Genomic DNA, 26,236 nt, shown 5'->3' on the forward strand with positions numbered 1-26,236 from the left:
GCTGAACGGTTGGCTGGAGGCCGAGTGTCGGCGCTGGGCAGAGTTGCACCAGCATAGCCCGTCCGGATAGGGCGACGATCCGGACGGCAGGTAAGTCACAGAACGGATTGAGAAATATCGCGCGGCGGAGCGATCACGTCCGGATACGACCGGGTAAATCCCCATTACCGTTATCGCGCGCGCCCCCGCGCCCGCGTAAGAGCGTAACGGGAAAACCGTGGCGTAAGCGGACGTATCCGGACGGCGAGCCCCCGAAACGGGCAAAATCCTCCGCCGCGCCATGAGCTTAGCCGCCGTCCGGATCGCGGTCGAAGAGGAGGCGCAAACGGGCATTACAGCGCCTCCTGCGACACGTGACGAGGTGTTTTCGCCACCTGTGCCCCGGTGCGCGGGTCGGCGACCGTTTGCAGCTTCAAGCCCTTCCAGAACCGCGAGCGGTTGCCCGAGGTCGCGCGCGCACTGACGAAGCCGCGCTTCGACATGAGGCCGCCAAAGCCCTTCATGGTGCCCGGCTCTTCGCCCATGTCTTCCGCGAACAGCGTCCAATTGTGAAAAAGCTCCTGCGAAGTGGCCGCGCACCCTGGTCCAGTCTCGCAAAACTCTTCGAGCCATTGCCCGAACACGTCCTGATCTTGGAAGTAATCGGCGGTCGCGCCGATCACCGCTTCCGGTCGCCGCAGCCCGTCCTGCTGCCACTTGAGGCATCCCTCAATCATCCAGCTAAGGATTTGAGGAAACTCCTCCTCAAGCTCTTGTTCGAGATGCGGGTTAGGAACGTCCGGCTTGCGCGTGAAAGGGATGATGTTGAACCGGCGCTTCATCGCGTCGTCCACCGTGTGCAAGACCGGGTGGAAGTTGCCGATGATGAGCAGCTTGAACTCTGGAACGTAGCTGAAGAAGTCTTGCCGCATGAACCGGGCGCTTATGACATCGCCGCCTGTCGCCTGCTTGATGCGGCTTTCCGCCCAAGGCCTGCCCTGCTCGGTTTCGCTCGCGGTCGCCATGCGCGCGCCCCGCAGCATCGCCAATCCGGTCGGGTGCTGCTCGTTGCGGGACGCGGTGAACGTCTCCATCGCCGTGGTGACGGCATAGTCGCCCATGATCCGGCTGCTTACGTTGATGAACACGCCTTTGCCGTTGCCGCCGTCGCCGTAGATGAAGAACAGCGCCTGTTCGATGGTCAGCCCGGTCAGCATATAGCCGAGCACCCGTTGCAGGAACTCGACCATAAGCGCGTCCTGCCCGGTCGATTGCATCAGGAAGTCGAGCCATCTCGTCGGTTGCCCCGGCGCGGGCGCTACCGTCGTCGCCTTCGAAATGAGCAGCGCCGGGTTGGGCGGCAGCAGCTTACCCGTTCTGAGATCGACGGGGCCGGCGGGCGTACCCAGCAACATCTTGTCGCTGTCGAAATGCTGTTGCGTAACGGCGACGGCGGGCAGACTGCGCGCTAACGTCTCAGCGCCGCCGATGAAGCCCGCGTTCGAATACCGCGACACGCCGCCGCCAATCTCGTGAACAACCGTCCCGATCTCATGAAACGTCGCGCGGCACTCGTCAGCAAGCCAGATGCCGCTGCTACGATCTACGCGCATCCACCTGCCGCTGTCGTGATCGTACCGCCGATCACGTCCGTGCCGCTCAACCCAGATGTTGGCCATCGTGACTTGGCTGATCGGTTCTCCGTCGCTGTTGCGCGGCTGATCCTGCCCCTCCTCAATCACGCGCGGGAGGATGTGGTCAATCTCGCGCTCGCTCAGGCCCGCATCCTGCGCGGCCTCCGCCAGCCGCTCCTCCGCTTCGGCGGCGTCGATTAGGCCAGCCGCCGCCATCTGCCCCGCGCGGAATGCCGCCCGGTTGAACGTGTCGTTGCGGGTGCCGTTGGCGGCGTGACGCAGGCCATCGACTAGCTGCTCGAACTCACCGTTGCTGCGGCTGGCGCGGCGGGTGGTAGATCGCGAGCGCGGCTGCGGGCGCAAGGCGTCGAGCAACGCGACGGGCGCGTCAGGCAGGCTCAACATCACCGATCACCTCATAAAGATGGCCATCGGGATGGACGCTGCCCGCGCCCACAACGTACCCGCCTTCGCCGCGAATATCGACGTGCTCAGCTATCCCCGCCTTGTTGCCAATCTTGAAGCCGGGCAGCTTGAAGTAGAGATGCTTGCCGCGCCCGGTCTGGACCGTGAGCGTCGGAATCAGCCATCCCTTGTCGCGCGCGATCTGCTCCGCGTCTCGTCCGTCCAGGTCGAGGACAAAGATGCCCGAGGGCGTGCCCGTGATTACGGCGACGTTCTTGTCAGTCTTGTCCAGCTCAGCCGCTTGTTCGAGCGTCACCGGGTTGTCGCGGTAATGCTCCCACGCCGCGTCGGGCTTCTTGCTGCGCGGCGGCAGCGGGAACACCGCGAACCCACGGCGGATCGCGTCCGTAAAGCGCCCCGGCGACGGTTTGTTTTGGATCGAAGCGCGCGCAGAACTGCCCTGCGGACTCCCTTCCGCGCAACGGGTGCCCGCCGATGGCTTCATGTCGGCGGGCACTTCGTTTTCGGGATCAGGCCTCATCGCCGCCGCCCCGAGCTTGCCCGTAGGTCGCGAAAGCGGTGTTCACCGCGTCCCAATAAACCGCGAGGTCGAAGGTCACGCGGAAGCGCGCAGGCCCTGCGACGTGCGCCGCGTCGCCGCGATCAAAGGCCAGGTCGCCGCGCTCCACCCCGTAGAAGAAGCTCGCCCCGTTGACCCTGAACTCGATTACGAGTTCCCCGGCGTCGGGGCTGAACAACATGGTCTCCGCAATCCGCGTGACCAATCGACCGGCGAACGGGAGCGACAACCCCCAGCGCATCAAGTCGCTGTGGATCAGGAGCAGAAGGAACTGGCGCGGCGTGTACCGGCGAGCCTTGCCTTGGCCCTCCATCGGCGGCACCCATGAGGCGCACGCGATGTTGTGATGAACGTGTGTGATGTTATCGCCGTGCCCGCTCTCAGTACCGGCGATGTTTCCCGGCAGGTAAGGTGCTGTCATCGGAAATACTCCTTTCCGATTTGTTAGACTCGGCGGATACTTCAAAGCCGACAACTATTCTTCGGACGGCTTCCGCGTTGACCAAGTCTGGCCCGACCGAAAGGTTGTCGTGTCCAAGAAGCCTAGGCGGAACTCGCACCATAGTTCGCGAGCGTAGGACCACGCGCAGTCTTTGAAGGAGAAGTCGCGCCGGTGATCGCCGCTTGGCAAAGGCGGGTCGATCTTGACCGCTACGATGCCGCCTTCGGCGCTCATCACGACGCGCGGGCCGGACGGCTCTTCGCCGTACTCGTCATCCCGCTCCACGGTTCAAGCCGCGTCGCGAGCGGCCTTCCGCTCCTCGATCCACTGCTCAATCTCGCTGACGAGCCAGCCGCGCGCCTTGGTCGAGAGGGGGACGGGCTTGGGAAAGGTGCCCGCGCGCATCGCGTCCTCGCGAGCTTTCCGCGAGAGGCTGGTCACGGCTTGAAGCTCGCGCTCCCGGTAGATGAGCGGTTTGGGAAGCGGCTTGCGCTTCTTGCCTTTGTCCGGCGCTGTCACGGTGATCTCCTGATTGCTCTTCGACAGGCCCAGGAATCACGAGAAAAGCGGATAAGATCGCCGCCGGTATATCGGCTATTTTTGGGCGGTGATCCGGTCCATGCGCCGCGCCGTTGGACGCCTCATCTGGTCGTCAAGCGCCTGCCGGTTCACGCCGTGCCGAGCGGCGGCGATTTGATGGGGATGCAACGGCGGGCGGGGGCGCGGGGTCGCCGGGTTCAGCGAACGCCATAGGCTCTTGAGCCGATCAGCATCGCGCGCGGCACGCCACAGCGGTTCATCGGCGCGCTCTTCCGATGCGCGGTTCGGCCTGCCGCGCCGCCCCCTACGCTCACGCGCCGCGTCGATCTGACTGAACTCCTCCCACGTCATGCCGGGGAAAGCCTGCCGCGCGTGCTGGTATCGTGAGAAAAGGTCGATGAAGAGGTCAGCGTTCGGCTGTTCGGAAGCCAGCGCCTCCATGTCAGCCTCGTCGCACCGATCTAGGTGCTGGATAGCGAGCGCGCGGAACTCGTCGGCGGTCACTGCTCCGCGCTCCGGCAATAGGCCGCCCAACGCTCCATCAGCGCGCGGCGCGTATTGAAATAATCGCCGCGCTGGTATGCGCCTTCCACGCCGCCCACGGTATGCGCCAGCGCCGCTTCCGCAATCTCACGCGGCACGTCCAAGCATTCCTCCGCCACCCAGGTGCGGAACGTGGATCGGAAACCGTGGATCGTCACCCCGTCCTTGCGGTCCATTCGCTTCAACACGGCGGTCATCGCCATGTCGGACAGCGGCTCACCCGGCTTACTGGCGCTGATGAAGATGTAATCGCCGTCACGGTCGCGGGGCATGGCCTTCAACACGGCGATAGCGTCCGGGGATAGGGGGACGCGGTGAGCGCGACCGGCTTTCATGTTTTCCTCGGGCGCGTTCCAGACGGCTTCCTTGAAGTCGATCTGATCCCACGTCGCCAACCGCACTTCCTTCGCTCGCGCGGCGGTCAGGATGAGGAAGTCCAGCGCGGCGGCGGCGACACCGACCCGCCCGCGAAGCTCGGGCACGAACTCCGGCATCTGTTGATAGGGCATCGAATCATGGCCCTTCACGATGTGGACGCGCTTCGCCTTCGGTAGCAGCTTATCCAGCTTGCCGCCGGTTCGCGTGAGGTCCACGTCAGGGCGGAGGTCGAGGGCGGCGGCGTAGGCGAGGACGGCTCCGATCCGCCACCTGATCTTCTTCGCGGTCGGATGCTTGGTCAGCCAGATCGGACTAAGGACGGCGTGAACGTCCTTCACGTCGATGTCCTTCACGTCCTTCTCGCCAAGGATCGCGTAAGCGTGGTCGCGGAGGCTGTTGCGCCACAGGCTTTCCGCCTTGTCGGGATCGCGCCAGCTATCTTTGTGCTCGGACAGATAGCGTTCGTTCAACTGCGCGAAGGTGCGGCCCTCTTCCTTCTTCTTCACCGCGCCGCGAGCGACCGGCGGCTCGATGCCCTGCCGGAGCAGCGCCCGGTACTCCGCCGCCTTCTCGCGGGCTTCGTCCAAGCTGACATGGCGGTAGGAGCCCAGCCCGCGCATCCGGTCGCTACCCATACGGCGATAGATGAAAAGCCAGCTTTTGGAGCCATTCGGCCCAACCTGAAGGTAGAGGTTGCGCCCGTCGCTATATTTCCCCGGCTCCTTGAGCCGGTCGATCATCTTCACGTTGAGCTGGGTGGACTTCACCGCCGCCTCCGGGTGCTGTTTTCTTCACCCGACTATTCCCTGAGTTGGTCAAAAAGGGAACAGAAAACGCAAGGGAGCGGATAAGCCCCACCGGATCACACGAAAATGGCTGATTTCTGCGATTCTGACGCAGACGAAAGAGCGCGTAAAGACGCGCTAAATCGGTGTAGAAAATGGTAAGTGGCGGAGCGGGAGGGATTCGAACCCTCGATACGGTTTTGCCGTATACTCACTTTCCAGGCGAGCGCCTTCGACCACTCGGCCACCGCTCCGCATATCGCTGGGTGGTGTCGCCTACCGGGCGATGCGCGCTTGTGCAAGCCGTTGCTTGATGCGGCCCGGCGATGCAGGATCGGGGCATGGTGCCCGTCTCGCTCATCGCCCTGCTTGCCGCCGCCCAGGCGCCTGCGCCGCCCAGTCCCGGTCAGATCGCGCAGGCCGCGCCTGCCGGCGAGTGGATCAGGATCGCGGACGACGATCTGCTGGTGATGACGCTCGCTACTCCGTCCGGTCCGGAGCGGCGGATCGTGATCCAGTTGATGCCGGCGCCGATCGCTAGCGCGTGGGTGACGAACATCCGCCGGCTCGCCGCGGCGCATTGGTGGGACGCGACGAGCATCAACCGCGTGCAGGACAATTATGTCGCGCAATGGGGCGACGCGAGCGAGAAGGAGCCGTTGCCGGTCGGGCTTGAGGCGACCTCGGCGCGGGATTACACGCTGGACTGGCGCGCGCTGCCCACGTCAGCAGCCGCGCTCGACCTGGTGACCAAGTGGGGCAAGGACGGCCGCGCCGCCGACGTCTACGCCAGGGGTATTTCATGGTACCGCGGCTTCCCGCTGGCAACCGATGCGAGGCCCGTTGCCGAGGGTCGACGCGTGTGGCCGATCCACTGCTACGGCAGTGTCGGCGTCGGGCGCAACCTGGCACCCGATGCGGGAACGGGCGCCGAGCTCTACGCCGTCATCGGGCACGCACCGCGCCACCTCGACCGCAACATCGCGGTGGTCGGGCGCGTGATCGCGGGCATGGAATATCTGTCCAGCCTGCCGCGCGGCACGGCTGACCTAGGATTCTACGAGCAACCCGGCGAGCGCACCGCGATCACCAGCGTCCGGTTGGCAAGCGACCTGCCCGCAGTCGAACGCCCGCGATACAGCTATCTGTCGACCGGCGGCACGACCTGGCCGCGCTACGTCGCGGCGCGACGCAATCGCGAGCCGCCGTTCTTCGAGCAGCCCGCCGATGCGGCCGACGTGTGCAACATCCCCGTGCCGATCAGGGCCGAGCCCGCGGGCAAGTGAGAGGCACGACCGCTAAGTCGCGATACCCGGCGCGGGTTACCGATGAGCCAGCTGGTGTGATCGGCACGTCGCTAGACAGGAAGCTGCACTGATACGCGTGAGCGATCCCGGTCCGAGCGTGGAGCGACACGCGCAGGCTTATCGAGCTTCTCGACGCCCCAAGTCTCTACAGGTGCCCGTGCGCCACCCGTGCGCTGGTCAGCGCCCGCCGACCCAGGTGGCGACCTCGCCCGCGACCTGGTTCGCCGCCTGGTTGAGCGCGGCCGCGGCGGACGGTGCATCGATCGCGGATACCGGCACGCGCGCCTCGAAACGGCGCTTCTCGACCGCGGTGGCGTTCGCGCGGGTCAGCGCAGCGTCATAGACGACCATCGCCTGCTGCGTCGTCGCATCGAGCCCGAACTGGCGCAGCTCGCCGGCCAGATTGCCGCTCGGATCGCTGACCGACTGCGCCGGTGAGAGCACGACGATATGGGCCTGCGCAGTCAGCGTGTCGGACAACAGCCGCGCGAACAGCCGCGCGGGCGGTTCGGTCCATTGCGCGTCCTTGACATAGGCGATCGTGTCGACGCTCGCCTGCACCGGCACGCGCGCGGTGGCGAGCGCGGTCGGCACCGACGGGGTCTGCACCACGATCGAGCGCGCATCGGCGGAGGATTGCGTGCGCCCCGGCTGCGGCTGCGCGGTCGCGTTCAGCGTCAGCAGCGACGGCGGCGGCTTCGCACCGAAGCTGATGCAGCCCGACAGGGCAAGCGTGGCCGCGACAACGGAGAGAGGGAGGAGAGAGTGCCGCACGCTTATTTCCCCTTGTAATCCGGCAGCTTCTGCTGACCGATCAGCGAACTCGCCCCGCCCTGTTCGACGCGCTCGGAGATTGCCGACAGCGATGCCGAGGTGACGCGCAAGTCGCGCACCAGCTGGTTGATCTGCGGGATCGTCTGCTTCGAGAAGGTAGTCAGCCCCGGACGCGCGTCGCCGATCGCGCTGTTGAGCGTGTCCGCGCTCGCCTGCGCCGACTTGATCGCGCCGTTCAAATTCTGGATCGTCGGCTGGATGTCGTTGGCGAGCACGCCGTTGGTGGTCTGCGCGAGGTTGCCGATCTGCTCGGCCGCGACGCCCGCCTGCGCGATCGCGACGCGGGTCTGCGCCAGCGTCGCGGCGATCTCCGGCCCGCGATCGGCGAGTGCGGCGGACAGGCGGTTGGTGTTGTCGAGAATGCCCGCGATCGACGCCTGGTTGCGGTCGGAGAGCATGCCGGTCAACCGCTCGGTCAGCGTCGACAGCCGCTCGAGCAACTGCGGCGCGGAGTTGAGGATCGCGCCAAGGCCGCCGGTCTTGGTCGGGATCACCGGCTTACCGAGCGGGCAGACCTTGTTGGGATCGGGTTCGGGGCAGGTGATCGGCGGCTGGCCCTTCACCGCGCCGTCGAGGCTGACGGTGCTGGTGCCGGTGAAGCTGCCCTGGATCGTCGCGGTGGTGCCGCGCAGCACCGGCGTGTCCTGGTTCAGGCTGACGCGCACGCGCACATATTGCGGATCGGGCTGCCATAGCGAGATCGACTTCACCTGCCCCGAGGGGACGCCCGAGAAGGTCACCGACGATCCCTTGGCAAGCCCATCGACCGCCTGGCGAAAGAAGATGTCGTACTCGCGCTCCTCCGTGCCGCCGAAGCGCGCCATCCAGACGGTGAAGATCGCCAGCATCGCCAGCAGGATCAGCACGACGGCACCGACGAGGACGTGGTTCGATCGCGTTTCCATCACTTGGTCCCTGTTGTGCGCGCGGCATCGGTGCGCCCGAGCGTGCGCGTGGCATCACCCGCGGGTGCGCCGCGCGCGGCATTGTCGGCGAGCGAGCCTTGCGGGCGCTGTCCATCGACCAGCCGCGCGACCTCGGTCGGATGCGCCGCGGCATCGCGATCGGCCGATCGCGCCTGCCCCGCCCCCGCCTCCTGCGCCGCCACCGCGTTGCGACCGCGCGGGCCGTTGAAATATTCCTGTATCCACGGATGATCGGTTGCGAGCAGTTCGGGGATCGTGCCGACCGCGATCACCTTTTTGTCGGCGAGCACCGCGACCCGGTCGCAGATGGCGTAGAGCGTGTCGAGATCGTGCGTGATCAGGAAGACGGTGAGGCCGAGTGTACGCTGCAGACCTTGTGTCAACTGGTCGAACGCCGCCGCGCCGATCGGGTCGAGCCCGGCGGTCGGCTCGTCCAAGAACAGCAGTTCGGGATCGAGCGCGAGCGCGCGGGCGAGGCCGGCACGCTTTCGCATCCCGCCCGACAGTTCGGCCGGGTATTTCGGCCCGGCATCCGCGGGCAGGCCGGTCATCACCACCTTGTACGACGCGATCTCGTCGAGCAGCGCGAGATCGAGGTCGGGGTAGAATTCGCGTAAAGGTACCTGCACGTTCTCCGCGACGGTCAGCGTCGAGAACAGCGCTCCCCCCTGGAACAGCACGCCCCAGCGCTTGCGGATGTCGAGCGTCTCGGTTTCGTCGCGGCCGAGCGTCGGCTCGCCGAACACCTCGACCTCGCCTGCCTCCGGCGTCTGCAACCCGATGATCGAGCGCATCAGCACCGACTTGCCGGTGCCCGACCCACCGACGACGCCGAGGATTTCGCCGCGCCGTACCTCGAGGTCGAGGCCGTCGTGGACCGTCTGCTCGCCGAAGCGGTTGCGCAGGCCCTTGATGCGAATGATGTGATCGTCGGCGTCCGCCATCACAGCCACCCGATCTGCTCGAAGAACACCGCGAAGAACGCGTCGAGCACGATCACCATGAAGATCGCCTGCACCACCGCCGAGGTGGTGCGCAGCCCGACCTGCTCGGCATCGCCCTTGACCTGCATGCCCTGATAGCAGCCCGCAACCGCGATGATCGCGCCGAACACGGGCGCCTTGATCAACCCGACGAACAGGTCGGTAATCGGTACCACTTCGCGGATGCGCGACACGTAAGCGGCGGGCGGGATGTCGAGCGACAGCCAGCACAACACGCCGCCGCCGATGATCGAGATCACGGAGGAATAGAAGCCGAGCAGCGGCATCAACACGATCGACGCGATCGTGCGCGGCAGCACCAGCGCCTCCATCGGCGACACGCCGATCACGCGCAACGCGTCGACCTCCTCGGTCAATTTCATCGTGCCGAGCTGCGCGGCGAAGGCGGAGCCCGATCGCCCTGCGACCATGATCGCGGTCATCAGCACGCCCAGTTCGCGAAGCGTGATGCGCCCGACGAGATTGATCGTGAACGCCTCGGCACCGAACTGACGAAGCTGCACCGCGCCCTGCTGCGCGATGACGATGCCGATCAGAAAGCTCATCAGCCCAATGATGCCGAGCGCGGAGACGCCGACGACTTCGAAGCGCTGCACCACCGCGTTGAAGCGGAAGCGGCTGGGATGGCGGATCACCGTGCCGAGCGATATCACCGTCGCACCCATGAAGCCGAGCAGCCCGATCGCGGTCTGCCCCGCGAGCACCACGGCATCGCCGATCTCGCCCATCACGCGGCGGAACGGGGTGACGCGCGTCGGACGCATCTGCACCGGCTGGTCGGCCGCCTCGACATGTTCGAACAAGGTGCGACTGTCGCCGGTCAGCCCTTCGACCTGCGTATCCTTTTCGCGCGCGAAACGGTGGATCACCCACGCGCCGATCGTGTCCATGCGGTCGACCTGCGACAGGTCAATCGCGCGCACCGCACCGTCGTGCTGCGACAGGCGATCGGGCAGGGTGCCCAGTTGTGCCAAAGACAGGTCGCCGGAAAAGCGCAGCACGCCCGCATCGTCGGTGAAATCGGCAGCCGCGCTCATGCGTCGATCCATGCGGCAAAGCTCATCGTGTCACAAGCGATTCAAGTGAACGATCGTTCCGCAACTGGAATCATCATGGCTTACAGCAGCACGTCAACCGCGTGGATCAGCACGCCGACCATTCCGCCCACCAGCGTGCCGTTGACGCGGATGAATTGCAGATCCTTGCCGACCGCATTCTCCAGCCGCTCGGTGATCGTGCGCGTGTCCCAGCCCCGCACCGTTTCCGACACCAGCCGGACGATCGTGTCGCCGTAATCGGCCGCCGCGCCGACGACGGCGCGGCGCACGAAGCGGTTGATCGTGCGCCCGAGCCTGGGATCGCGCTCCAGCGTGTAACCGAGCTGCCGCAGCGCTTCGCCGAACTTGCCCGACAGCAGCGCCTGCGGATCGCGCGCCATCCGCAGCATCGCGGCGCGCGCCTGTTCCCACAATCCGTTGATCCAATCCTGCATCGCCGGATTCTCGAGCAGCTCGATCTTCAGTCGCTCGACCTTGTCGCGCATCTCGGGCGCGTGCTGCAGATCGTGTGCCAGGCGGGCGAGCCCCTCCTCGGCGCGCACGCGCAAGGGATGGTCGCGGTTCTCGGCGACATCGCCGATCAGCTTGTCGAGCCCGTCGATGATCTTGTTGGCGAGCGTCTCGTCCAACCCGGTCCAGCGCAGGATCGAGCCCGCGCGGTCATGCACCATCGCGCGGATCAACTCCTCGTTGCTGCGCAGCGCATCGCGACCCCAGACGATCAGGCTGTCGAGTACGGGCAGATGACGATCCTCGGCGACCGCGGCGGAGAGCGCGCGGCCGAGCATCGGCGACACCTCCGTCTCGCGCACGCGCGCCACCATCATCGCGCGGGCCATGCCGCCCAGCCGCTCCTGGTCGAGTTCCTGGAGGATCTCGACCGCCAGGCGCGAGGTGCCGCGCGCGAGGCGTCCGCCCGACCCCTGCGGATTGGTGAGCCACCGCCCCGCGGCCGACGCGACATCCATCCGCGCCATCCGCCGCGCGACGACGGAGGGGATGAGGAAGTAATCACGCAGAAAGGTCGCGAGCTGGTCGCCGATCCGATCCTTGTTGCGCGGGATGATCGCGGTGTGCGGGATCGGCGCGCCTAGCGGGTGGCGGAACAATGCGGTGACCGCGAACCAGTCCGCCAGGCCACCGACCATCGCCGCCTCGCTGAACGCGCGCACGAACCCCCAGGCGGGGTGAAGCGACTGGAGCGAGCGCGTGACGACAAAAGTCAGCGCCATCGCGACAAGGAGCCCGGTCGCGATCAACCGCATCCGCCTCAAGCCTGGCGGAACGGGCTGGCGCTGCAGGGGGCGGCGGACGGAGACGGTCATCCCGAGGGGAAAGCGCGAGCGGAACGAAGGTTCATGCCCGCGCCGCTGCGCGCATCAGCAGCGCGGCTCATTCCGCCGGATGCGTGCCCTCGCCACCATAGCCGATCCGCCCCGCGGTGCCCGGCAGCGCACCCGCGGGCGCGTCATGCTCGATCACCGGCCGCCCGTCGTCGCCGGGGCGATAGGTGAGCAGACGACGCCCGATCCATGGACCGATCCGCCGCTCCGCACCAATCGCTAAGCTGAACGCCGCCGGGACGATCAACAGCGTCAGCAGCGTCGACAGCGACAGCCCGCCGATCACGACGATGCCCATCGGCGCGCGAAACGAATTGTCGCCCGACAGCGACAGGGCGGTTGGCACCATTCCTGCGACCATCGCGATCGTTGTCATCAGGATCGGCTGCGCGCGCTTGTGCCCGGCGTCGATGATCGCGGCGCGCAACGGCACGCCCGCCTGCATCTCCTCCAGCGCGAAGTCGATCAGCAGAATCGAGTTCTTGGCAACGATGCCGAGCAGCATCAGCAACCCGATGAACACCGGCAGTGACAGCGGCTGGCCCGCGATCATCAGCGCGATGAGGCCACCCAGCGGCGCCAGCAGCAGCGACCCCATGTTGACGACCGGCGGCAGCAAGCGGCGGTAGAGCAGGATCAGCACCGCGAAGACGAGGAACACGCCCGCCAGCACCGCGAAGACGAAGTTGACCAGCATCTCCATCTGCCACTTCGCCTGTCCGACCTGCAGTTCCTGCACGCCGATCGGCAGGTTCTTCATGACGGGAAGCGCCTTGATCTTGGCCATGACCTCGCTCGCGACCAGGCCAGGTGCCAGGTCGGCGCCGACCGTCAGCTGCCGCTGCTGATTGAGGCGCGTGATCCGCGTCGGGCCGGAGCCGAAGCCGATCTCCGCGACGAGGCCGAGCGGCACCGAGCCGCCGCTCGCGGTCGGTACCGGCAGATTCTGGATCGTGTCGAGCCGCGAGCGCGACGATTGCGCCAACGCGACGCGGATCGGGATCTGGCGGTCGGACAGCGAGAAGCGCGCGCTGTTCTGGTCGAGGTCGCCGAGCGTCGCGATGCGGATCGCGTTGGACAGCGCGGCCGTCGTCACCCCCAGGTTGGCGGCAAGGTCGAGCCGCGGCCTGATCTGGATTTCCGGCCGCTTCAGGTCGCCCGCGATCCGTGGTGCGACAACGCCGCGCACGCCCGCCATCTGCCGGACCAACGTGTCCGCGGTCTGGCGCAATTGCTCGGGATCGTCGCCCGCCAGCGTCACCGACAGGTCGCGGTTGTTGTCGCCCCAGCCGAATTGCGATTCGAAATTGACGCGCGCGTCCGCGACCTTGGCGAGTTCAGGCGTCAGATTGCGTTCGAACTCGGTCGAGGTGACGGGGCGCGGCTTCTTCAATTGAAGCACCAGTCGGCCCGACCCGACGCTGGTGGTTGCGTAAACGCTTTCCACCAGCGGCTGACGGTGAAGCAGCATGTCGACCTGCTCGACCACCGCCTGCGTGCTCTCCAGCGTAGCGCCCGGCGGCATGGTGACGGTGACGACGCTGCGGTCGCGGTCCTGCGCCGGCTGGAACGTCATCGGGATTTGCGTGAACAGGAACAAGGTCAAGGCGAACGCGAGCGCACCGATCCCGACCGTCCACACGCGGTGGTCACGCAGATAGCCGGTCGCGCGACGGATGCGGCCGCGCGCGCGCGTGGCGGGCGCCTTGCCCTCGCTCAGCGTCCAGACCAGCACGCGCTGATAGATGTCGAGCCAACGCCCGCCGCCGTGCTCCGCATGGCCCGATGATTTGAGGAAATAGGCCGCGATCATCGGTGTGATCAGGCGCGCGACCGCGAGGCTCATCAACACCGCGACGACAACGGTCAGACCGAAATTCTTGAAGAACTGACCCGAGATGCCGGGCATCAGGCCGACGGGGAAGAACACCGCGACGATCGCCATCGTGGTCGCGAGCACGGCCAAGCCGATCTCGTCCGCGGCGTCGATCGACGCCTGGAAGGCCGATTTGCCCATCCGCATGTGTCGCACGATGTTCTCGATCTCGACGATCGCGTCGTCGACCAGCACGCCCGCGACCAGGCTGAGCGCCAGCATGGTCATGTTGTTGAGCGTGAAACCCAGCATGTCCATGAACCAGAAGGCGGGGATCGCGGACAAAGGGATCGCCAGCGCGGCAATAAAGGTCGCACGCCAGTCGCGCAGGAACAGGAACACGACCAGGACCGCGAGCAGCGCGCCCTCGATCATCGAGTGGATCGCGGCCTTGTACTGGACCAGCGCATATTCTGAGCCGTCGACGCGCAGGCGGAACTGCACCTTCGGGTTGCGCTTCTCGAGTGCCTCGAGCTTCGCCTTCGCCTCGCGGAAGACGGTCACGTCGGAGGCGCCCTTTGCGCGCTTGAAATCGAACGAGATGACCGAGCGCCCGTCGACCGCGGCGGCGCTGCGCCGCTCGCCGTACAGGTCACGCACCGTTGCGATATCCGCCAGGCGGATGGTGCGTCCGCCACCGACGTTGATCTGCGTCTGGCTGAGTTGATAGGCGGTGTCGGCGTTGCCGATCACGCGTACCGATTGTTCGGCGCCCGCGATCTCCGCGCGGCCACCGGGCGCGTTCAGGTTCACCTGGCGGAGTTGCTGGTTGATCTGGCTGGCGGTCAGCCCCTGCGCGGCGAGCTTGGCGGGATCAAGGATGACGCGGATCTCGCGATCGACACCACCGTTGCGCGTCACGCTGCCCATGCCGGATACCGACAACAGCTCTTTCGCGACCGTGTTGTCGATGTACCAGCTCAGATCCTCGATCGACATGTCGGTGCCGACGGCGGTGTAGCTGCCGAGATTGAAGTCGTTCGCCTTGATCCGGCTGACCTGCGGCTCGGTGATGCCGTCGGGCAGGTCGGCGCGGATCTGCGTGAGCGCGTCGCGCGCTTCGTTCACCGCCCGGTCGATCGGGGTACCGATCGCGAGCTGGACGACCGTGGTCGAGTCGCCCTCGCTGACGTAGGAGTTGATCTCGTCGATCCCCTCCAGGCTGCGCACCGCCGCCTCGACGCGCTGCGTCACCTGGGTTTCGAGCTCGCTCGGCGCCGCGCCCGGCTGGTTGATCGAGATGATCACGCCGGGAAAGTCGATGTCCGGTTGCTGGTTGATGTCCATGCGGATGAAGCTGACCACGCCCATCACGGTCAGGATCAGGAACAGGACGATCGACGGCACCGGGTTGCGAATCGACCAGGCCGAGATGTTGCGGAAACCCATGAGTCGTCAGCTCCCCTGGCGGCGCAGGATCGGCGTCACCTTTTGCCCGGGATTGAGGAACGCACCTGCCGACAGCACCACGCGCTCGTTGCCGGCGAGCCCGCTCGCGATCGCGACACGGTTGTTGTCGACCGGGCCCAGCGTCACGTTGCGGCGCTGCGCCTTATTCTGTCTGTCGATCACAAAGACGTAATTGCCCTGCTCGTCGCTTTGCAGCGCGGATTGCGGCAGTTCGGGTGCGTTGCCGGCGTTGGCGACGATCGCGGCGGACGCGAAGCCGCCGGGGCGCAGCGCGGGATTGTACGACAGCGCGATGCGCGCGATCCCCTGCCGCGTTTGCGGGTCAATGACAGGGGCTACCTGCCACACCTGCCCGCTGAACTGGCGCGTGTCGCCGACCGGGGTGACGGTTGCCGGCGAGCCGACGCGGATCGCCTGCAGGTCACCTTCCGACAATTGCGCGCGCATCTCCATCTCGCCACCCTTCGCCATGCGGAACAGCACGCCCGAGCCTGAACTGACGATCTGGCCCGGCTCGACGCCGCGGGTCAGCACCAAGCCTTCGGCCGGTGCGCGGATGTCGAGCCGCGCATTGCGCGCGCGCTGCTCGGACAAGGCCGCACGCGACACCTTCAGCCGCGCCGCGGCGGCATCGCGCGTCGCGATGCGGCGCTGGACGTCTGCCTTGGAGATGAAGCCGCGATCGACCAGGCTTTGCGCGCGTTCGAGCTCGGCCTGTGCAAGCGTCAGGTCGGATTGCGCGACGCCGATCTGCGCGGCGAGGCTGGCCGCGGTCTGCGCCTGAACCGAGCGGTCAACGGTGGCGAGCACCTGCCCCGCCTTTACCCACTGCCCAGGCTCGACCAGCACGCGCGAAACCATGCCGCCCTCACCCGCGACGCCGACCGGCATCTCGCGCCGCGCGGCGAGCGTACCCGTCGCGCTGACGGTGCGATCGACCACTTGGCTGCCGGGCACGACGACGGTGACGTTGGGTGCCGCGGCGTCGGTCGGCGCCGCAGCCGCGGGCGCTGCCCTTTCGTGCTTGAAAAAGAACCAGCCGCCCGCGAGCGCCAGCACCACCAGCACCGCGATGATCCACCGCCGCCAGCGCCGCGGCCGCTCATCGCTCAGCAACAGCCGCTCGCCCTCCAAAGTCCCCGGCTCGTAGGTCATGCGTGCTCTTTTGATCCTTATTCCCGGGCTGTATTATCCAGCTACGTCACTACGCGCAACCCCACGCGTCATTCAGCTTGTGTTGTGCAGACAAACTTACGCACACGATTGTTAACGAACGGGAGGTTCAAGATGCGGTTTGATTTCTTGCTGGCGGGCGCAGCGGCGCTGACGCTGCCGATGGCGGCAGCAGCGCAGGTCGCGTTGCCTGCGCAACCGGTGGTCGACGGCACGTTGCTGGAGGTGAGCGCGACCGGCCGCGTCACGCGCGCACCCGATCAGGCGGTGATCCGCGCCGGCGTGGTGACGCAGGCTGCGACCGCTGCCGCTGCCACGCAGGAGAACGCCGCGCGGATGGCGCAGGTGATCGCCAGCCTCAAATCGGCCGGCATCCAGCCGCGCGATCTGTCGACCAGCAACGTCTCGCTTCAGCCGCAATATCGCTACGCCGACAACCAGCCGCCCGTCGTCACCGGCTATCAGGCGAGCAACAGCGTGTCGGTCAGGTTCCGCGACATCGCGCGCAGCGGCGCGGTGCTCGATGCTTTGGTAAAGGCCGGCGCGAACCAGATCGATGGTCCGTCCTTGTCCTTGTCGCAGCCCGATGCCGCGCTCGACGCCGCGCGTGCCGATGCGGTGGCGCGTGCCAGGGCGCGGGCGACGCTTTACGCGCAGGCGGCGGGGCTGCGCGTCGAACGCATCGTGTCGATCAGCGAGGCCGGTGAGAATGACGGCGGACAGCCGCAGCCTCCGGTCATGTTCCGCGTCCGCGCGATGGCGGCGGAGAGCAATGCCGCAACGCAGGTGTTGCCGGGCGAAACCGACGTGACCGCGACGATCAACGTCCGCTTCGTGCTCAAATGAACGAAAACGGCCGCCCGATCACTCGGGCGGCCGCTGTCATCGTCCAGAGGTGGTGCGATTAACGCACGCGACCGCGACGGAACAGGTTGACGATCGCGAGCAGAACAACGGCGCCCAGCAGCGACACGAGGAAGGTGTAGAGCGTCAGCGGCTGGTTGTTGATCGAACCGCCGGTGAAGATCAGACCGCCAAGGAACGCGCCGACGATGCCGACGATGATGTTCAGGAAGATACCCTGCTGCGCGTCGGTCCGCATGATGATGCTGGCGAGCCAGCCGATAACACCACCGACGATCAGCCAAATAATCAGGTTCATCTCAACACTCCCCGTGGTTACTCGCCCAAGCCGGGCGCTGGGAGGAAGACGCTTGATGTCAAAACATTGTTCCGCAGCCGAAACCTAGCCTCAGAATTTCTGCTGACGCTCGTAGAGCGATTTGTAGTGCTGAATGCGGGTGACGCGCAGGCCGGGCATGCCCGAACGATCGATCGCCCGCTGCCAGCCGGCGAATTCCTCAACGGTCAGCCCGTAGCGCGCGCACACGTCATCCACCGACAACAGCCCGCCATTCACTGCGGCGACCACTTCCGCCTTGCGACGCACCACCCAGCGCGTCGTGTCCGCCGGCGGCAGCGTGTCCAGCGTCAACGGTTCGCCGAGCGGGCCGATGACTTTCGCGGGACGAATTTTCTGATTCTCGATCATTCCTAAACCTCGGCTAGGGGCTTTGGCCCCCGTTCCATCGTGCGACCCTTGTAGGGCGATGGCCTTGAACGGTGTTTAAAGCGGCGCGGTAAACAGGGTCTTCACGGCTCGCGCCACGTCGACAGCGCGGCGGCGGTCGGCGGGTCGAAACTGCCCGCGCGCGGCGACAATCGCGTCGCCTCCGCTCGCGTCGCGTCGATCGTCTGCGCAAGCGCGGCGGTGGGCGAGCGCGCGGTGCGCGAGGCGGCGGCACGTAGCGGGGCGGCACGTAGCGGGGTAGCGGCGCTGGATGGCTGGGTCGTCACGCATGGCGTCTCATGATGGTCGTTCGTTACAATCACGATTAGCCACGAGATGTTGAAGGAGCGGTAAAGCGGCGCACCGTGTTTGCGCCGCCGAGTGGCGGGCGAGCGACGAAACGCTTATAAGGGCCCCATGCACGAACTCGCCGATTTTCAGTTGCCGCCGGGCGCGCGGCGCATCGTCGTCGCGATGTCGGGCGGGGTCGACAGTTCGGTCGTCGCCGCGCTGGCTGCGCGCACCGGGGTCGAGACGATCGGCGTCACCTTGCAACTCTACGATCACGGCGAGGCGACCAAGCGTGCGGGCGCTTGCTGCGCGGGGCGCGACATCCGCGACGCGCGCGCGGTGTGCGACCGGCTCGGCATCGCGCACTACGTGTTCGACCACGAGACGAGCTTTCGCGAGCAGGTGGTCGACCGGTTCGCCGACGAATATCTCGCCGGACGCACGCCGATCCCCTGCGTCCAGTGCAACATGGGACCGAAGTTCACCGATCTGTTCGCGCTCGCGCGTGATCTGGGTGCCGACGCGCTCGCGACCGGGCATTATGTCCGCCGCGTCGAAGGCGAGAGCGGCGCGGAGCTGCACCGCGGGGCGGATCCGGCGCGCGACCAGAGCTATTTCCTGTTCGCGACCACGGCCGCGCAGCTCGACTTCCTGCGCTTCCCGCTCGGCAACCTGCCCAAGGCACGCGTGCGCGAGATCGCGGGCGAGATGGGGCTGCTGGTCGCGGCCAAGCCCGACAGCCAGGATATCTGCTTCGTGCCCGACGGCGATTATGCCGGCTTGGTCAAGAAGCTGCGGCCGGAGGCCGCGCAGGGCGGCGAGATCGTTGATCTTGGCGGGCGCAAGCTCGGCGAGCATCGCGGCATCATCCACTACACCGTCGGCCAGCGCCGCGGGCTGGAGATCGGCGGCAGTCCCGAGCCGCTCTACGTCGTGCGCGTTGAGCCCGAGGCCCAGCGCGTCGTCGTCGGCCCGCGGCGTGCGCTGGCAGTGGCGGCGGCACGGCTGGAGGGGATGAACGTGCTCGGCCCGCTGACGGATGCCCTGACCGCCAAGGTGCGCTCGATGGCGAAACCGGTGCCCGCACGCATGCTGGGCGATCGGCTGGTGTTCGACGCGCCCGAATATGGTGTCGCGCCAGGTCAGGCCGCGGTGCTGTACGACGGCGACCGCGTGCTCGGCGGCGGGTGGATCGCCGAAACCGAGGCGGCGATGGCGGCGGCGTGAAGGCGACGCGCACGCAGCGCGGACTACCTTCGTCATCCCGAACTTGATCCGAGGTCCCGGCTGCGACCGGACGATGGTAGGCTCGCGGAATTCCGGATCGAGTCTGCGACAACGGCTGGTGAGATCGTCCGCGATCGCGAACCCACCATTTTCGCCGGAAAGGAAACTCGGCGTTACGCCAGCTCGTGCGCCCAGGCGTGGAGCAAGGTATGCGCGATCGCGTACGGCGGCGGCGCCAGGAAAGCGTCACCGCTGCCGTTCAGCACTCCGATCACCTCGTCGCGGGTGACCCATTTGGCGTCTTCGAGCTCGTTGGCGTCGAGCGTGATCTGGTCGGTCAACGCCTGACCGATACAGGCGATCATCAGTTGCGACGGAAACGGCCAGGGCTGGCTCGCGACGTAGCGGACCGCGCCGACCTCGACGCCCGCCTCCTCGCCGATCTCGCGCCGCACGGCTTCCTCGATCGCTTCGCCGGGTTCAAGAAAGCCGGCGAGCGCGGAGTAACGGCCGGCGGGCCAACTCGGCTGCCGGCCGATCAGCGCGCGGCGGTCGTGCTCGGCGATCATGATGACGACCGGGTCGGTGCGCGGGAAATGCTCGGCGCGGCAGTTGGGGCAGCGGCGGCCCCAGCCGGCGCGGAACAGCGCGGTCGGGGTGCCGCAATTGGCGCAGAAGCGGTGGCGCGCGTGCCAGTCGAGCAGCGCGCGCGCGGTGGCGAAGGTCGCCGCCTCGCCGGGCTGCAGTTGTTCAAGCGTGTTGAACAGCGTCGGCGAGCGGAACGGCGGCGGCGCACCCTGACCCGGCAGGATCGCGGCGAAGCGCGGACGGCCTCGGTCGAGCCCGAGCAGGATGAACTCGGCATCATCGGGTGCCTCGGTCAGCATGGTCCAGCCGAGCCGACCGTCGTCGGTGACCTCGGGCTCCCAATTGTGGAGCACGAGCAGCCGCGCCTGCCAATTGCCGATCGCCGCGGCGAGCTCGCCCTCGTCGTGGCGCATCGCGTCGGCGCGGTCGAGCGTGCCGCCGGTGAAGCCGGGCGTGAGGATATCGCTCACGGGCGCGCCCCGGCTCGTCTCGCGGCATCGCGGTGCTCGGCATCGCGGCGCAGCGTCGCGCCGACCTGCTTGGCAAGGTCAAGGCTGCCGGGTGGGAACATGTTCACCATCGCAGTGCCCCGGGTCTTGTCGATCGTGTTGACGAACGCGATCGTGTTGGCCGCGCCGCTCCAGCTATAGGTGCCCCTTGGCGCACCGCCGGGCACGTCTTCCAGTTGCACGAACCCGCCCGCGCCGAAACCGGCACCCATCTGCGTACCCGGGGTGTAACCGGTGAAGGTGACCCCCGGGGGCAACAGGTTGGAGGTGGCGAGCCGCACCGTCTCCGGTTTCATCACCTCGACGCCGTCGAGCGTGCCACCGTCCTGGATCATGTGGAGGAAGCGATCGTAATCGCGCGCGGACGAGACCAGCCCCGCCCCGCCATAGGCGAAGCTCGGCGCGTTTAGATAGGGCGAGGTCGCGGCAGGGTCGAACGGCAGCAGGCGACCGCCAGCGGCCACGTAGAGCGTCGCGAACCTGCCCTGCTGCCCCGCCGGCACCTGCCACCCGGTTGAGGTCATCTTTAGCGGGGTGAGCAGGCGCGTCTGCACGAAGCGCTCGAACGACATGCCGCTCGCGCGCTCGATCACCGCGCCCATCACGTCGAGCCCGATCGAGTAGCTCCATCTGGTGCCCGGCTGCGCGATCAGCGGCAGTTGCGCGGCGCGGTTCGCGAATTCCAGCAGGCTGGTCGGCCGGGTGCGACGCGCTTCGCGCTCGACCTCGGCGTTGACCTGCGCCGGAACGACGCCCAGCCGCTCGGTTTCCTTGAGCAAGGGGCCCTTGGCGAGGATGTTGTAGCTCAACCCCGCCGAATGGGTCAGCAGCATGCGGATCGTAATCGGCCGCGTCGCGGGCGCCGTCTCGAGCGAGGTGTCGGGATGGGTGAGCACGCGCATCGTCGCGAACGCCGGGATGTATTTGGAGACGGGATCGTCGAGCCTGATCCGGCCGTCCTGCACCAGCAGCATCGCGGCCATGCCGGTAATCGGCTTGGTCATCGAATAAACACGCCACAAGCTGTCGGGGCCGGCGGCAGGCGCGGTCGCGTCAGTCGCGATCCGACCGGCGGAGAGGTAGAGCGTCGGCCCGTCGCCATGCCCGAACGCGCCCGCGATGCCCGGCGTGCGGTTGGTCGCGACCAGCCGGTCAAACAGCGCCTGCGTTTCGGGCAGCAGCACGCGCCCGAGCGTCTCGCCAGTCGGCACGGGGATGCGCGGGCGCGGCATGCTGGTCTGACGGGACTGGGTGCCCGCACGCAGGCTCGCCTGCGACGATGCCTCGCGTGCGACCGTCAGCCCGGCGACGAGCGCGAGCAATGCGCTGCCTGCCGCGATCCCGGTGCGTCCGCCTGCCATACGAACCAGCGTCATCCTGCCTCCATCCCCAACACCGCGTGCGCCGCCTTGGCGAAGACGGTCGGCAGACCGGCCTCTCCTAGCAATGCTATCGGCCACCACTCGCCGACAACCGGGGTTGGGCCATGCGCCTCGCCGGTGACCAGCGCAAGATCGAGCGTGAAGTGGGTGAAGCCGTGGCTGACCTGAATGTTGAGCATACGCCAGTCCGCCTCGGCCGGCGCGCCGGCAAGGCCGGGCTGTGCCACCTCCCACGGTCCGGTCGGCAGCGCGCGCATCCCGCCGAGCAAGCCCTTGTCGGGACGACGAACGAGCAGCACCTCGCGCCCCGCGGGCGTGTCGCGCGTGAGCCAGAAGATCGTGCCGTGGCGGTGCGGGCGATCGGGCTTGGGCTTCTTGACGGGGTAGCGCTCGGGCTCGCCCTGCGCGTGGCCGACGCATTGGGGTTGAAGCGGGCAGAGCAGGCATTTGGGACGGCGCACGGTGCAGACTGCTTGGCCCAAATCCATCATCGCTTGCGCGAAGTCGCCGGCGCGGGTGGCTGGGGTGATCGTGTCGGTCGCGGCGCGGATCGTGGGGCGAGCGTTCGGCAGCGGGGTTGGGAGTGCGAACAGGCGCGCGACGACGCGCTCGACGTTTGCGTCGACCACCACCGCGCGTTCGCCGAACGCGATCGCGGCGACCGCGGCGGCGGTGTATGCGCCGAAGCCCGGCAGGCGGCGCAGCGCTTCCTCCGTGCAGGGCAGTTCGCCCGCATGCTCGGCCGCGATGACGCGCGCGGCGGCGAGCAGGTTGCGCGCGCGGGCGTAATAACCGAGCCCCGCCCAGGCAGCCATCACGTCCGCCTCGTCGGCGGCGGCGAGGTCGGCGAAGGTCGGCCAGCGCTGCGTCCAGGCGAGAAATCGCGGGCGGACGGTGGCGACCGTGGTCTGCTGCAACATGACCTCCGACAGCCAGACGCGATACGGGTCGGGCGTCTCGCCGGGCTTCGCACGCCACGGCAGGTCGCGGCGGTGGCGATCGTACCAGTCGAGCAGCGCGGGGGCGACCGCGTGCGGATCGGCGGGACTATCGGCTGCGGGTGCGATCGAATCCTTGGCGTCCACCGCCCCGCTATGGCATGGGCGGGCGGATGAGCAAGCGCCCGCGCGCCCCCCTTCCCCCGCCCGAGCGCCAGAACCGGTCGCGCGCCGTGTCCGAGCTGCTGCCCGCCATCGGCGGTGCAGCCTTCCGCCGCTTCGGCTTCGTCCAGTCGGCGGTGGTATCACGCTGGCCCGAGATCGTCGGCGAGCGGCTGGCGGCGGTGAGCTCGCCCGAATCGATCCGCTTCCCGATGGGCAAGAAGCAGGATGGTACGCTGACGCTGACCTGCCGCGGCGCGCACGCGGTGATGATGCAGCACGTGATCCCCGAGATCACCGAGCGGGTGAACCGCTTCTTCGGCTATCAGGCCGTCGCACGGATCACGATCCGCCAGGGCGAGATCACCAAGCGGGCGCCCAAGCGCGTGCTGCCCGAACTCGCCCCCGCGCCGGTCGAACTGGGGGCGAGTTTGAAGACGATCGCCGATCCCGAATTGAAGGCGGTGCTGGAGGCGCTCGCCTCCGGTGTCGCCAACCGCCCCGCCCTTCCCCAGGTGAAATGAAGACGCTCCTGCCCCTGCTCGCCGCGGCACTGCTTGCCGCCTCTCCCAGCACTGCGGCCCCACGCGCCTGGACCACGGCCGCAGCGCCGGTCGCGACCGGCAGCTACCTTCTGGGCAATCCCAAGGCCAAGGTGCGGCTGGTCGAAATCCTGAGCTACACCTGCCCGCATTGCGCGCATTTCGCCGCCGAGTCGGACGCCAGCATCAAGGCGATGGTACGGTCGGGCACGCTGGCGGTCGAGGTGCGCAACCAGCTGCACGACAAGATCGATCTCGCCGCGGCGACGCTGGCGCGTTGCGCGGGACCGGCAGCGTTTCCGGCGGTGCACGCCGCCTTTCTTTCGCACCAGCGCGAATGGATCGATCGCGCGGTCGAGTGGGATCAGGCGAACGCGGCGCGCGTCTCGACCTATCCGCAACTGGCGCAATTGCGCGCGCTGGCGGACGGTGCCGGGCTGACCGCAATCGTGCGGGCAGAAGGGGTCGCGCCGGCAGCGATCGAGGCATGCTTCGCCGATGAAAAGGCGTTGAACGCCACGCTCACCGTGTCGCAATCAACCGAGGTCGCAGCGGGAACGCCCGCGTTCATCGTCAACGGCAAGTTGATCCAAACGGTGACCTGGGCGCAATTGCAGCCGATGCTGCGTGCCGCCGGCGCCAGATAAGCAAGCCCGAACAAGCAAGTGGAGTTGTTCATGAAGCGTATCGCACTTCTCGCCGGCGCGCTGGCGCTGATGACCGGCTGCGGCGGCAGCAACGACGCGCCGAGCGCGCCTGCCGGCTCGGTCAAGGCCGCAGCTGCACCTGCCGGGCAGGACTGGACGCAGACGGTATCGCAGACCCCCGAGGGCGGGTTCGTCGCGGGCAATCCCGATGCGCCGCTCAAGCTGGTCGAATATGGCTCACGGCTGTGCCCGACGTGCGGCGCATTTGCGAACACGGGCATGCGCCCGCTGATGGACAATTACGTCAAGACCGGGAAGGTCTCGTACGAGTTCCGCGAGTTCCTGGTCCATGGCGCGCCCGACTTCCCGCCGGCGCTCTTGGGCCGCTGCGGGGGCACGCAGCCGTTCTTCCCGTTGCTGGAGGAAATGTTCGCCGCTCAGCCGACGATCCTGCCCAAGATGGAGGACGCGGGCGCGTTCCAGCAGGCGCAGCAAGGCAAGGCGCCCGGCGTCATGTTCACCGCATGGGCCGAGAAGCTGGGCTTCATCGATTTCGTCAAGCAGCGCGGCATCCCCGAGGCGCAGGCACGCGCGTGCCTGACCGACGAGAAGCAGATCGAGGCGCTGACCAAGTATATGGATGCCGGCACCGAAAAGGGTGTGCAGGGAACGCCGACCTTCTTCCTCAACGGCAAGAAGCTCGACAATGTCGTGACGTGGGACGGGGTCGAGGGCGCGCTCAAGAACGCGGGCGCCTGACACCCCGGTAATACGCCGGAAGCGCGCGCGTGCAGATCAAGCGGCTGCGGTTGACGGGGTTCAAGAGCTTCGTCGACCCTGCCGACCTCGTCATCGAACCGGGATTGACCGGTGTCGTCGGGCCGAACGGCTGTGGCAAGTCCAACCTGCTCGAAGCACTGCGCTGGACGATGGGGGAGAATTCCGCCCGGTCGCTGCGCGGCGCAGGGATGGAGGACGTGATCTTCGCGGGCACCGCGACGCGGCCACCACGCGATTTCGCCGAAGTGTCGATCCTGCTCGACACCGACACGGGCGAAGAAGCCGAGGTGGTGCGCCGGATCGAGCGTGGCGCGGGCTCCGCCTATCGGATCGACGGGCGCGACGTGCGCGCGAAGGACGTGCAGCTGCTGTTCGCGGACGCAGCGACCGGCGCGCACAGCCCGGCGCTCGTCAGCCAGAACCGGATCGGCGCGGTGATTGCGGCGAAACCCGCCGACCGGCGCGCGATGCTAGAGGAAGCGGCGGGGATCGCAGGGCTGCACGTCCGGCGGCGCGACGCCGAAGCGCGGCTGCGCGCGACCGAGGCGAACCTCGAACGGCTCGACGCGGTGATCGCCGACACCGACGCGCGTGTAAGCGCGCTCAGGCGGCAGGCGCGCGCGGCGGAGCGGTACCGCGCACTGTCCGACGCGATCCGGGTGGCGGAAGCGCGAACGATCTTCGCACGCTGGCGCGAGGCGGATCGGGCGGCGATTGCGGCACGCGATGAGGCACGCGCGGCGGAGGCTCGGGTCGCGGCCGGGCAAGCCGCGCACGACGCGGTGACGGCCACGCAGGAGAAGGCGATTGCCGTGCTAGCCGAGTTGCGCGCGGAGGCGCTCGCCGCGCGCGACCGCGCGAGCGAGGCGGCGGGCACACTCGCGGGCGCACGCGGTGAGACGGCGGCGACCGAGCGCCGGGTCGGCGAGCTGGAACTGGCGCGCGCGCGGATCCTGGCCGATCGCGAGCGCGAGGGTGCGCTCGCCAACGAAGCCGCGGCGGCGCTGGCCACGCTGGCGAGCGACACCAAGGCACTGGAGCGCACCGCGGCGGAGGCGGAGGCGGCGCTGCCGGAACTCGAAGCGGCACTGAGCGCGGCGGAGCGGCTGGGGCGCGACGCCGAAGTCGCGCTGGCGCAGGCGCTGGCGGCGCAGGCGAACGAGCAGGCCGAGGCGCGGATCGCGCGCGCGGAACTGGCACAGGCGCAGGCACGACTCGCACGCGCCGACCGTGAGCGGGCGAGTGCGGCGGCGGCGCTGGCGGCGGTCGCGCCCGCCGAACCGATCGCGGCGGAGCGCGAGGCGGCGGTGGCGGCGCAGGCGGACGCGCGCGACGCGCTGGAACGGGCGCGCGCCGCACTGACCGCGGCCGAGGCGGCGGAGC

At 67.7% G+C, this 26,236-nt stretch carries 27 protein-coding genes and 1 tRNA gene; 8 read left to right on the forward strand and 20 right to left on the reverse strand.

The genetic code is table 11. The annotated features are described in order from the left end of the window. Positions 1–332: 332 nt before the first annotated feature. A complete protein-coding gene (locus Q0579_RS13275; protein ID WP_298813194.1) occupies positions 333–1,658 on the reverse strand; it encodes a phage/plasmid primase, P4 family in 1,326 nt (441 codons plus the stop codon). Between the two features lie 6 nt (positions 1,659–1,664). On the opposite strand from Q0579_RS13275, the gene Q0579_RS13280 reads away from it, so the two are divergent. Beyond that, positions 1,665–1,814: a hypothetical protein gene (locus tag Q0579_RS13280; RefSeq protein WP_298813196.1), complete on the forward strand. Its 150-nt coding sequence runs from the start codon at positions 1,665–1,667 to the stop codon at positions 1,812–1,814. Positions 1,815–2,001: 187 nt separating this feature from the next. Here the strand turns inward: Q0579_RS13280 and Q0579_RS13285 are convergent, their stop codons facing one another. From Q0579_RS13285 to Q0579_RS13310, 6 genes are all read right to left on the reverse strand, one after another. Beyond that, positions 2,002–2,559, reverse strand: a complete 558-nt coding sequence (locus Q0579_RS13285) for a bifunctional DNA primase/polymerase (RefSeq protein ID WP_298813198.1) — start codon at positions 2,557–2,559, stop codon at positions 2,002–2,004. After that, positions 2,549–3,019, reverse strand: a complete 471-nt coding sequence (locus tag Q0579_RS13290) for a hypothetical protein (RefSeq protein WP_298813200.1) — start codon at positions 3,017–3,019, stop codon at positions 2,549–2,551. Before Q0579_RS13290 ends, Q0579_RS13285 begins: the two co-directional genes overlap by 11 nt. A gap of 309 nt (positions 3,020–3,328) precedes the next feature. After that, positions 3,329–3,559: an AlpA family phage regulatory protein gene (locus Q0579_RS13295; protein WP_298813202.1), complete on the reverse strand. Its 231-nt coding sequence runs from the start codon at positions 3,557–3,559 to the stop codon at positions 3,329–3,331. Positions 3,560–3,634: 75 nt separating this feature from the next. Beyond that, the gene (locus Q0579_RS13300; protein ID WP_298813204.1) at positions 3,635–4,084 is read right to left on the reverse strand and encodes a hypothetical protein; all 450 of its coding nucleotides are present in this window, start codon (positions 4,082–4,084) and stop codon (positions 3,635–3,637) included. Then, positions 4,081–5,268, reverse strand: coding sequence for a site-specific integrase (locus Q0579_RS13305; RefSeq protein ID WP_298813206.1), 1,188 nt, complete (start codon positions 5,266–5,268; stop codon positions 4,081–4,083). The genes Q0579_RS13300 and Q0579_RS13305 overlap by 4 nt, the downstream gene beginning before the upstream one ends. Positions 5,269–5,449: 181 nt before the next feature. Then, positions 5,450–5,540: transfer RNA gene (locus tag Q0579_RS13310), tRNA-Ser, on the reverse strand. 87 nt (positions 5,541–5,627) lie between these two features. Here Q0579_RS13310 and Q0579_RS13315 point away from each other — a divergent pair. After that, entirely contained in the window at positions 5,628–6,572 is a 945-nt protein-coding gene (locus tag Q0579_RS13315; RefSeq protein WP_298813208.1) for a peptidylprolyl isomerase, read from the forward strand. Positions 6,573–6,770: 198 nt separating this feature from the next. Here Q0579_RS13315 and Q0579_RS13320 read toward each other — a convergent pair whose 3' ends face one another. The 7 genes from Q0579_RS13320 to Q0579_RS13350 form a co-directional block, all read right to left on the reverse strand. Continuing rightward, a complete protein-coding gene (locus Q0579_RS13320) occupies positions 6,771–7,367 on the reverse strand; it encodes an ABC-type transport auxiliary lipoprotein family protein (protein ID WP_298813210.1) in 597 nt (198 codons plus the stop codon). Between the two features lie 2 nt (positions 7,368–7,369). Further along, positions 7,370–8,332, reverse strand: a complete 963-nt coding sequence (locus Q0579_RS13325; protein ID WP_298813211.1) for an MlaD family protein — start codon at positions 8,330–8,332, stop codon at positions 7,370–7,372. Next, positions 8,332–9,297, reverse strand: a complete 966-nt coding sequence (locus Q0579_RS13330; RefSeq protein WP_298813239.1) for an ABC transporter ATP-binding protein — start codon at positions 9,295–9,297, stop codon at positions 8,332–8,334. Before Q0579_RS13330 ends, Q0579_RS13325 begins: the two co-directional genes overlap by 1 nt. Continuing rightward, positions 9,297–10,394 carry an ABC transporter permease gene (locus tag Q0579_RS13335; RefSeq protein WP_298813212.1) on the reverse strand — a complete coding sequence of 366 codons (1,098 nt, stop codon included), beginning with the start codon at positions 10,392–10,394 and terminating at the stop codon, positions 9,297–9,299. Before Q0579_RS13335 ends, Q0579_RS13330 begins: the two co-directional genes overlap by 1 nt. 80 nt (positions 10,395–10,474) lie before the next feature. After that, positions 10,475–11,680, reverse strand: a complete 1,206-nt coding sequence (locus Q0579_RS13340; protein WP_298813215.1) for a DUF445 domain-containing protein — start codon at positions 11,678–11,680, stop codon at positions 10,475–10,477. A 127-nt stretch (positions 11,681–11,807) separates the two neighbouring features. Next, positions 11,808–15,023, reverse strand: coding sequence for an efflux RND transporter permease subunit (locus Q0579_RS13345; RefSeq protein ID WP_298813217.1), 3,216 nt, complete (start codon positions 15,021–15,023; stop codon positions 11,808–11,810). Positions 15,024–15,029: 6 nt separating this feature from the next. Further along, positions 15,030–16,199: an efflux RND transporter periplasmic adaptor subunit gene (locus Q0579_RS13350; RefSeq protein WP_298813219.1), complete on the reverse strand. Its 1,170-nt coding sequence runs from the start codon at positions 16,197–16,199 to the stop codon at positions 15,030–15,032. 132 nt (positions 16,200–16,331) lie between these two features. On the opposite strand from Q0579_RS13350, the gene Q0579_RS13355 reads away from it, so the two are divergent. Then, positions 16,332–17,063, forward strand: coding sequence for an SIMPL domain-containing protein (locus Q0579_RS13355; RefSeq protein ID WP_298813221.1), 732 nt, complete (start codon positions 16,332–16,334; stop codon positions 17,061–17,063). 58 nt (positions 17,064–17,121) lie between these two features. Here Q0579_RS13355 and Q0579_RS13360 read toward each other — a convergent pair whose 3' ends face one another. The 3 genes from Q0579_RS13360 to Q0579_RS13370 all read right to left on the reverse strand — a co-directional run bounded on the left by Q0579_RS13360 (position 17,122) and on the right by Q0579_RS13370 (position 18,074). Continuing rightward, positions 17,122–17,379 (reverse strand): GlsB/YeaQ/YmgE family stress response membrane protein, encoded by a 258-nt coding sequence (locus Q0579_RS13360; RefSeq protein ID WP_298813222.1) that lies wholly within the window; start codon positions 17,377–17,379, stop codon positions 17,122–17,124. A 90-nt stretch (positions 17,380–17,469) separates the two neighbouring features. Further along, positions 17,470–17,769, reverse strand: a complete 300-nt coding sequence (locus tag Q0579_RS13365; protein ID WP_019516291.1) for a DUF1153 domain-containing protein — start codon at positions 17,767–17,769, stop codon at positions 17,470–17,472. A 101-nt stretch (positions 17,770–17,870) separates the two neighbouring features. After that, a complete protein-coding gene (locus Q0579_RS13370) occupies positions 17,871–18,074 on the reverse strand; it encodes a hypothetical protein (RefSeq protein WP_298813224.1) in 204 nt (67 codons plus the stop codon). Positions 18,075–18,204: 130 nt separating this feature from the next. Between Q0579_RS13370 and mnmA the strand changes: the two genes are divergently transcribed. Next, positions 18,205–19,305, forward strand: coding sequence for a tRNA 2-thiouridine(34) synthase MnmA (gene mnmA, locus Q0579_RS13375; protein WP_298813226.1), 1,101 nt, complete (start codon positions 18,205–18,207; stop codon positions 19,303–19,305). Positions 19,306–19,478: 173 nt separating this feature from the next. Here the strand turns inward: mnmA and nudC are convergent, their stop codons facing one another. The 3 genes from nudC to Q0579_RS13390 are packed head-to-tail and all read right to left on the reverse strand — an operon-like array spanning position 19,479 to position 22,869. Beyond that, entirely contained in the window at positions 19,479–20,354 is an 876-nt protein-coding gene (gene nudC, locus Q0579_RS13380) for an NAD(+) diphosphatase (protein ID WP_298813241.1), read from the reverse strand. 5 nt (positions 20,355–20,359) lie between these two features. Then, positions 20,360–21,778, reverse strand: coding sequence for a serine hydrolase domain-containing protein (locus Q0579_RS13385; protein WP_298813228.1), 1,419 nt, complete (start codon positions 21,776–21,778; stop codon positions 20,360–20,362). Beyond that, positions 21,775–22,869 (reverse strand): A/G-specific adenine glycosylase, encoded by a 1,095-nt coding sequence (locus Q0579_RS13390; protein WP_298813229.1) that lies wholly within the window; start codon positions 22,867–22,869, stop codon positions 21,775–21,777. Before Q0579_RS13390 ends, Q0579_RS13385 begins: the two co-directional genes overlap by 4 nt. A 26-nt stretch (positions 22,870–22,895) precedes the next feature. Here Q0579_RS13390 and Q0579_RS13395 point away from each other — a divergent pair, with 26 nt between their 5' ends. The 4 genes from Q0579_RS13395 to Q0579_RS13410 all read left to right on the forward strand — a co-directional run. Continuing rightward, entirely contained in the window at positions 22,896–23,408 is a 513-nt protein-coding gene (locus Q0579_RS13395; RefSeq protein WP_298813231.1) for a DciA family protein, read from the forward strand. Continuing rightward, the gene (locus Q0579_RS13400; RefSeq protein ID WP_298813233.1) at positions 23,405–24,073 is read left to right on the forward strand and encodes a thioredoxin domain-containing protein; all 669 of its coding nucleotides are present in this window, start codon (positions 23,405–23,407) and stop codon (positions 24,071–24,073) included. The genes Q0579_RS13395 and Q0579_RS13400 overlap by 4 nt, the downstream gene beginning before the upstream one ends. 30 nt (positions 24,074–24,103) lie before the next feature. Then, positions 24,104–24,832, forward strand: a complete 729-nt coding sequence (locus Q0579_RS13405) for a thioredoxin domain-containing protein (protein WP_298813235.1) — start codon at positions 24,104–24,106, stop codon at positions 24,830–24,832. 29 nt (positions 24,833–24,861) lie between these two features. Then, positions 24,862–26,236 (forward strand): AAA family ATPase (locus Q0579_RS13410; RefSeq protein WP_298813237.1); only part of this gene is annotated, 1,375 nt, incomplete at its 3' end.

This window comes from uncultured Sphingomonas sp., from assembly GCF_936927845.1.
Taxonomy (GTDB): domain Bacteria; phylum Pseudomonadota; class Alphaproteobacteria; order Sphingomonadales; family Sphingomonadaceae; genus Sphingomonas.